Origin of the sequence: Streptomyces sp. VTCC 41912 (assembly GCF_045799175.1) — a bacterium.
Taxonomy (GTDB): domain Bacteria; phylum Actinomycetota; class Actinomycetes; order Streptomycetales; family Streptomycetaceae; genus Streptomyces; species Streptomyces albulus_C.
Map to the genome: position 1 here is coordinate 1 of NZ_JBJMAB010000106.1, position 767 is coordinate 767.

Below are 767 nucleotides of genomic sequence, written 5' to 3' on the forward strand. Positions count from 1 at the left end.
GTGCGGCGGACGGGTGCCTTGACCAGGCCGCGGAGGACGGGCGGGACGGTGGGCTGGTTGCGCAGCGCCGTCACATCCAGACGCACCGGCACCAGAGCCGAACCACCCGTCGCCAAAGCAGCGTCGAACAACGCCAACCCCTGCTCCACCCCCAACAACGGCATCCCCAAATCAGCAGCACGACGGACCTCACGCTCCCCCAACCCCGCCGTCATCCCCACACCCTGATCCCACGCACCCCACGCCAACGACACACCAGGCAAACCCGCACCCACCCGATACACCGCCAACGCATCCAAAAACGCATTCCCCGCCGCATAATTCGCCTGCCCCGCACCACCCAACACACCAGCAACCGAAGAAAACACAACGAACGCGCCCAAATCCAACCCACGCGTCGCCACATGCACATTCCACGCACCATCCACCTTCGGCCGCAACACCGAAGCCAACCGCTCCGACGTCAACGACCCCACCACCCCGTCATCCAACACACCAGCCGCATGCACCACAGCCGTCAACGGATAAGCATCCGAAACACCAGACACCACACCCGCCACCGCATCAGCATCAGCGACATCGCACACCACCACCGACACCCACGCACCCAACGACTCCAACTCCGCAACCAACTCCGCCACACCACCCCCAGCCCCACCAGAACGACTGGACAACAACAAACGACGCACCCCACACGACCGCACCAAATGCCGAGCCAACACACCACCCAAACCACCCGTACCACCCGTCACCCACACCGTCCCGTC

General features: G+C 64.4%; 1 protein-coding gene. It reads right to left on the reverse strand.

What is annotated here, in order from left to right:
- Positions 1-758 (reverse strand): beta-ketoacyl reductase (locus ACJ6WD_RS41330; protein WP_407617823.1); only part of this gene is annotated, 758 nt, incomplete at its 3' end.
- Positions 759-767: the final 9 nt, after the last annotated feature.